Raw genomic sequence first — 6,000 nt, forward strand, 5'->3', positions numbered from 1 at the left:
CCCTTGCAGGATCGTTCCTGCAGTGCTTTCCTCGGTGCTGCGCCCGACGCCGCGGTCGGCGTCCCCATCGAGAGGGAGAGACCATGAGCGAACCGCCCGTCCCCGCGTCCGCCGCCCCGCCCGTGCACCTGCGCCGGGTCCTCGGCGTGCCGTCCCTGGTGGTCTTCGGCCTGGCCTACATGGTCCCGCTGACCGTCTTCACGACCTACGGCATCGTCACCGACCTCACCGCCGGGCACCTGCCCCTGGCCTACGTCGTCACGACCGCCGCGATGCTGTTCACCGCCTACAGCTACGGGCGCATGGTCCGGGCCCGCCCCTCCGCCGGATCGGCCTACGCCTACACCCGCACCGCGTTCGGCGCCCGGACGGGTTTCCTCGTCGGCTGGGCCCTGCTGCTGGACTACGTGTTCCTGCCGATGATCAACTACCTGGTCATCGGGATCTACCTGCACGAGGCGGTGCCCGCGGTCCCGGCCGCGGCGTGGGTGCTGCTGGCCATCGCGGTCGTGACGGTGCTGAACGTCCTGGGCATCGACACCGTCTCGCGGCTGAACGTCGTGCTGCTGGCCGTCCAGGGCGTGTTCCTGGTCGTGTTCGTGCTGGCGGCCGTGCGGGCGCTCGGCCGGACGGGGACCCCGTCGCTGACGGCGCCGTTCTGGAGCGAGGGCACGCACCTGCCCGCCGTGCTGGCCGGGTCGGCGATCCTGTGCCTGTCGTTCCTGGGTTTCGACGCCGTCTCCACCCTGGCCGAGGAGGCCAGGGACCCGCGACGCACCATCCCCCGCGCGATCGTGCTGTCCGCCCTCATCGGCGGCGTCCTGTTCATCGTCATCGCCTGGATCAGCCACCTCGTCCTGCCGGGCCACACCTTCGCCGACGTCGACTCCGCCTCCCTGGACGTCATGGCCGCCGCCGGCGGGAAGTTCCTGCAGGTGTTCTTCACCGCCGCCTACGTGGCCGGGTGCTTCGCCTCCGCGATGGCCTCGCAGGCCAGCGTCTCGCGCATCCTGTACGCGATGGGCCGTGACCGGGTCCTGCCCCGGCGGTTCTTCGGGGTCCTGCACGCCCGGTGGCACACCCCCGTCGTGGCGGTCGTCGTCGTCGGCGTGCTGTCCTGCTCCGCTCTGCTCATCGGCCTGGACCTGGCCGCCGCCATGGTGAGCTTCGGCGCGCTGGTGGCGTTCTCGTTCGTGAACCTCTCGGTGATCAAGCACTACGTCGTCGACCAGCACCGCCGCTCGGCCCGCGACGTCGTCCTGTTCGCCGTCCTGCCCGGGGTGGGTGTGGTGCTGACCCTGTGGTTGTGGACCAGCCTGTCCCGCACCACGTTCGTCGTCGGCCTGACCTGGCTGGCCGTCGGTCTCGTCTACCTGCTGGGCCTGACGCGGATGTTCCGCCGCCCCGTCCCCGAACTCGCCCTCGACGAGGCCGACACCTCGCCCGCACCGGCGACGACGCCGGCGGGGACCACCCGGTGACCGCCCCCGCCGTCGACGCGGCGACCACCGTCGCGGTGTGCCAGGTGGCGCTCGCCGTCGGCCACCCCGAGGAGAACCTGGCCCGGGGCCTGGCCGCGGTGGAACGGGCCGCGGCCCGCGGTGCCCGCGTCGTCGTCCTGCCCGAACTCCTGCGCAGCGGGTACGTGTTCGACTCCCCCGCCGAGGCCCGGTCGTTGGCCGAACCCCTGGACGGCCCCACCACGACGGCCCTGACCGGGGTCGCGCGCCGTCACGGGCTGGTGGTGGCGGCCGGTCTGGCCGAACGCGCGGACGACGGGACCCTGCGCAACAGCGCCGTCCTCGTCGACCCCACCGGGTTGCGGACCGTCTACCGCAAGGTGCACCTGTGGGACCGCGAGAGCGAGTTCTTCGTCCCCGGCGACCAGCCGCCGCAGGTCGTCGAGACCGACCTCGGCCGGCTGGCCCTGGTGATCTGCTACGACCTGGAGTTCCCCGAGTGGATGCGCCTGGTCGGCCTGGCCGGCGCCGACCTCGTGTGCGCCCCGACGAACTGGCCCGGCCCCCGGCGCGGGGGCGGCGAACGACCCGTTGAGGTCGTGCAGGTCCAGGCCGGCGCCGCCGCCAACCGGATGTTCGTCGCCGCCTGCGACCGCACCGGCCCCGAACGCGGCGTGGAGTGGGTGGCCGGGTCGGCCGTCGTCGGTCCCGACGGCTACCCGCTGGCCGAGGCGACCGCCGACGGGTCCGAGCAGGTCGTCGTCGCGAACTGCCGGTTGGGCCAGGCCCGGGACAAGCGGGGCTCGGCCCGCAACCACGTGCACGCCGACCGCCGGCCGGAGTTGTACGGCCCGCTCGTGGGGTGAGTTCCCCGCTCGTGCCGTGAGCGGGACGGCTGCGCCGCGGGGAACCCGGACGACGGTTGCGGAGGGGAACACCTCGGCGACGAGTGGACGCGGTCTCACGACGAGCGGGGTTCAGGCACGGTGGCTGAGACGGGTGGGTCGCGCGAACACCGTCGCGGCCAGGGACAGCAGGGCGAACACCGCTGCGGCGACCAGGACGAGCGGGGCCGACCACAGCCGGCTCAGGGCGGGGACCAGGACGGGGGCGGCGAAACCGAGGTAGGTCAGGGCGTAGAAGACGCCGGTGACCGTGGCCGCGTCCTGCGGCGCGGCGATGGAGTGCACGACGCCGAGGCCACCGGTGAGCAGCAACCCGTAGGCACTGCCCAGCACCACCGCGCTGAGCAGGAGCAGCGGGCGTGAGGCGGTGGCGACCGTCAGGGCGGCGGTGAGCATCCCGAGGACCACCGCGGCCGTGCCGACCTGCAGCGGCACGGTCGGTCCGCGGCGGACCAGGCGCTGGGCGACCGGCTGGACGAGGATGCCGGTGCCCAGGGTCACGGCGGCCACCACACCGCTGCCCAGCGGACCGAAGCGGCCCAGGGGGACCAGGACGGGCAACGCCCCCAGGGCCGTGGTCGCGGCGCCGAAGACCCACGGCGCGGTCGGCAGGACACCGGCGAGGAAGACGCGTCGGCGCAGCGTCCGGCGCAGCGTCGAGGGGGCCGCCGCACCGCCGGCCCGGCCGTTGCGCGCGCGCGGGAGCCGGACGGCAGCCGTCGGGGTCCCGGTCCGCCGGGTGGTCTCCGACGTCGTCCAGACCAGCGGCAGCGCGATCAGGACCAGCACCACCTGCAGCGCGTAGGCGGCGGGACGCAGGGACGGGGACGCCTGCACGATCGCGCCGGAGACCAGCGGCCCCACGGCGAACCCGGCGGTCAGGGCAGTGCTGGCTCGCAGCGCCCCGCGACCCGGGCGGCTGCCGGCGCCGGCCCGGCCCTCGTCCTCGGCGGCCTGCGTCAGCTCCTTGATCCACGCGGTGGCCGGGGCGAAGGCAGCCCCCGCGCTGAGGCCGACGACCACCCGCCCCACCAGCAGCAGGCCGAAGCGGTCCGCGGCCACCGCCAGGACCGCGGTGCCCAGCACCGACAGGAGCAGCGCGGCGATCAGGACCACGCGGCGGCCCAGCCGGTCGGCCACGCGGGCCATGACCAGCACGGCCGGGATGAGCCCGAGGGCGTACGCGCCGAACAGCCCGGTCACCTGCACCGGGCTCAGCGCGCCGCGGTAGGTCTGCAGGATGGCGGCGAACATGTTCGCGCCCCACGCCACGGCGAGGGTGGCGGCTGCGGGGCGCAACCACCGGCGGGCGGAGGGCTGCGCGCGGGGCAGGAGGCGGGGTGCGGCGCGGTGGCCGGCTCGTGCGAGGGGCGCTGAACCGCTGGGCGAGCTCGTCGGGGGCATGTCGACAACGTAGCCGCCAATAGACCGGTCGTCTAGTTCGAGACGACCGGTCTACCGACTGCTACGATCGGCGTCATGGCCACTTGCCTCGCCGACCCGGACGGTCGCACCGACACCCGCACCGACACCCGCACGACCCTGCTCGAAGCCGCCCAGCGCACCTTCGCCCACAAGGGCTACTCCGCGGTCGGCATCAACGAGGTCCTCGTCAGCGTCGGGGTGCCGAAGGGCTCCTTCTACCACTACTTCTCCTCCAAGGACGCCTTCGGCGAAGCGGTCCTGAAGCACTACTACGAGCAGTACCTGGCCGACATGGACCAGATCCTGGCCAGCCCCGACCTGGACTGGGCGCAGCGGATCCTGGCCTACTTCGACAGCTGGCGACTGACCCAGAGCCTGGACGACTGCCAGGGACGTTGCCTGGCGGTCAAGCTCGGCGCCGAGGTCGCGGACATGTCCGAGGCGATGCGGGCCACCCTCAAGGACGGCACCACCGGCATCGTCGACCGGCTCGAGCAAGCGCTGGACGCCGGCGCCGAGGACGGTTCGGTGACCCTGGGCGACGAGGCCGGCACGGTGGCCCGGTCCCTGTACGAACTGTGGATGGGCGCCAGCATCCTGGCCAAGGTCTACCGGAACCTGACCTCGATGGACAACGCCATGACCACCACCCGGCGGCTGATCGGCGCCTGACCCCCGAACCCCCCTCGCACCACGGACCGGGTGCAGCGGCCGGCGGGGAGGTGGGGGTCGGCCGGCGTGCCCTACGACGGCGGGGAGTTGTCGTCGTAGCGCTGCTGGGCGGCCAGGAGTTCGTCGGTGTGGGCGCCGAACCACGTCAGCAGACCGCACAGCGGTTCGGCCATGCTCTGCCCGAGCTCGGTCAGGGAGTACGTCACCTGCGGGGGCGTGGTCGCCTCCACGTGCCGGTGGACCAGGCCGGCGCGGGCCAGCGCCTTGAGGTTCTGCGACAGCATCTTCTGGCTGATGCCGCCGATGCGCTGGTGCAGCGCGGAGAAGCGGTGCGGGCCGGTGATCAGCGCCGCGACGATCAACGTGCCCCAGCGCGTCATGACCTGGTCGGCGATCGGCCGTGAGGGGCAGCGCGCCTCGAAGGTGTCCCCCGCGAGGAGGCGGTAGGCCGACTGCAGCTCGTCGCTCACCGGCTGGCTCACTGTCACGGCAGCAGCTTACCGAAAAGTGCCTACTTACCGATGGTTACCACGTTCTCTAGCGTGAGCGGCATGAACGCACTGCAGAACCGGACCGCCCTCGTCACCGGCGCCGCCAAGGGCATCGGAGCCCACCTCGCCTCCGCCCTGGCCGCCGCCGGCGCCTCGGTGGTCGTCAACTACCGCACCGACGCCGCCGGCGCCGGCCGCGTCGTGCAGGACATCACCGCCGCCGGCGGCACGGCCATCGCCGTCCGCGGTGACGTCGGGCGCCGCGAGGACGTGCAGGCGTTGTTCACCGCCGCCCGCGACGCCTTCGGCCCCGTCGACGTCCTGGTCAACAACGCCGGTGTGGCCACCTTCGCCCCGTTGGCCGCGGTCACCGAGGACGACGTCCACCACCATGTCGCCACCAACTTCCTCGGCCCGCTGCTGACGATGCAGGCCTTCGCCGCGCAGGACGACCTCGGCCCCGGCGCCTCGATCGTCAACGTCTCCACCGCCGGCACCTCCACCCACCCGGCGTTCAGCGCCGTGTACGTGGGCACCAAGAGCGCCCTGAACTCCGCGACCCGCATCGTCGCCCGGGAACTGGCCCCCCGCGGCATCCGGGTCAACGCCGTGGCCCCCAGCGCCTCGGACACCGACGGGACCCGCGCGATGGGTTTCCCCGGCTCACCCGCCGCCGACGCGGCGATCGCGGAGATCCCGCTGGGCCGCCTGGGCGCACCGGGCGACTACGGCCCCGTGGTGACCTTCCTGGCCTCCGAGGCCGCCGGCTGGATCACCGGGGAGGTGCTGTTCGCCAGCGGCGGCCAACGCTGAGCCGAGCGGTCCGCGCTCGACGGCCGGTCGGGGTTCTGCCCGGGGAGCCGCCCCGGAGGGCCGACTCCCCGGACGCAGGAGCGTGACCGGCCGGTGGTCGGGTCGTGGTTCAGACGGCGGCGAGTTCACCGAGGGCGGCGACGAGGACGTCGGCGGCCTCGGAGGAGGAGGCGGGGTTCTGGCCGGTGATGAGCAGCCCGTCGCGCACGACGTAGGAGGACCAGTCGGCGCCCT

The 6,000-nt window shown here is 73.5% G+C and carries 6 protein-coding genes and 1 pseudogene; 4 read left to right on the forward strand and 3 right to left on the reverse strand.

Translation table 11 applies throughout. The features are described from left to right. The first annotated feature begins 83 nt into the window (after window positions 1-83). The gene (locus CLV37_RS24235) at window positions 84-1,481 is read left to right on the forward strand and encodes an APC family permease (protein ID WP_106215301.1); all 1,398 of its coding nucleotides are present in this window, start codon (window positions 84-86) and stop codon (window positions 1,479-1,481) included. Continuing rightward, window positions 1,478-2,326 (forward strand): nitrilase-related carbon-nitrogen hydrolase, encoded by an 849-nt coding sequence (locus CLV37_RS24240; protein WP_106215302.1) that lies wholly within the window; start codon window positions 1,478-1,480, stop codon window positions 2,324-2,326. The genes CLV37_RS24235 and CLV37_RS24240 overlap by 4 nt, the downstream gene beginning before the upstream one ends. Before the next feature lie 111 nt (window positions 2,327-2,437). Here CLV37_RS24240 and CLV37_RS24245 read toward each other — a convergent pair whose 3' ends face one another. Then, on the reverse strand, window positions 2,438-3,769 hold the full coding sequence (locus CLV37_RS24245) for an MFS transporter (RefSeq protein WP_106215303.1): 1,332 nt from the start codon (window positions 3,767-3,769) through the stop codon (window positions 2,438-2,440). A 75-nt stretch (window positions 3,770-3,844) separates the two neighbouring features. Here CLV37_RS24245 and CLV37_RS24250 point away from each other — a divergent pair, with 75 nt between their 5' ends. After that, window positions 3,845-4,462: a TetR/AcrR family transcriptional regulator gene (locus tag CLV37_RS24250; protein WP_106215304.1), complete on the forward strand. Its 618-nt coding sequence runs from the start codon at window positions 3,845-3,847 to the stop codon at window positions 4,460-4,462. Window positions 4,463-4,533: 71 nt separating this feature from the next. Here the strand turns inward: CLV37_RS24250 and CLV37_RS24255 are convergent, their stop codons facing one another. After that, window positions 4,534-4,950, reverse strand: coding sequence for a winged helix-turn-helix transcriptional regulator (locus CLV37_RS24255; protein ID WP_106215305.1), 417 nt, complete (start codon window positions 4,948-4,950; stop codon window positions 4,534-4,536). Window positions 4,951-5,013: 63 nt separating this feature from the next. Here CLV37_RS24255 and CLV37_RS24260 point away from each other — a divergent pair, with 63 nt between their 5' ends. Next, window positions 5,014-5,766: an SDR family NAD(P)-dependent oxidoreductase gene (locus CLV37_RS24260; RefSeq protein WP_106215330.1), complete on the forward strand. Its 753-nt coding sequence runs from the start codon at window positions 5,014-5,016 to the stop codon at window positions 5,764-5,766. A 109-nt stretch (window positions 5,767-5,875) separates the two neighbouring features. On the opposite strand, the pseudogene CLV37_RS29090 reads toward CLV37_RS24260, so the two are convergent. Continuing rightward, window positions 5,876-6,000: pseudogene (locus CLV37_RS29090) on the reverse strand (type 1 glutamine amidotransferase domain-containing protein); the annotation flags it as partial.

The organism is Kineococcus rhizosphaerae (assembly GCF_003002055.1).
In the GTDB taxonomy this organism is placed as follows: Bacteria; Actinomycetota; Actinomycetes; order Actinomycetales; family Kineococcaceae; genus Kineococcus; species Kineococcus rhizosphaerae.

Coding starts and splice junctions, on each gene's coding strand:
- CLV37_RS24235 (WP_106215301.1), top strand. CDS start 84: ATGAGCGAACCGCCCGTCCCCGCGTCCGCCGCCCCGCCCGTGCACCTG.
- CLV37_RS24245 (WP_106215303.1), bottom strand. CDS start 3,769: ATGCCCCCGACGAGCTCGCCCAGCGGTTCAGCGCCCCTCGCACGAGCC.
- CLV37_RS24250 (WP_106215304.1), top strand. CDS start 3,845: ATGGCCACTTGCCTCGCCGACCCGGACGGTCGCACCGACACCCGCACC.
- CLV37_RS24260 (WP_106215330.1), top strand. CDS start 5,014: ATGAACGCACTGCAGAACCGGACCGCCCTCGTCACCGGCGCCGCCAAG.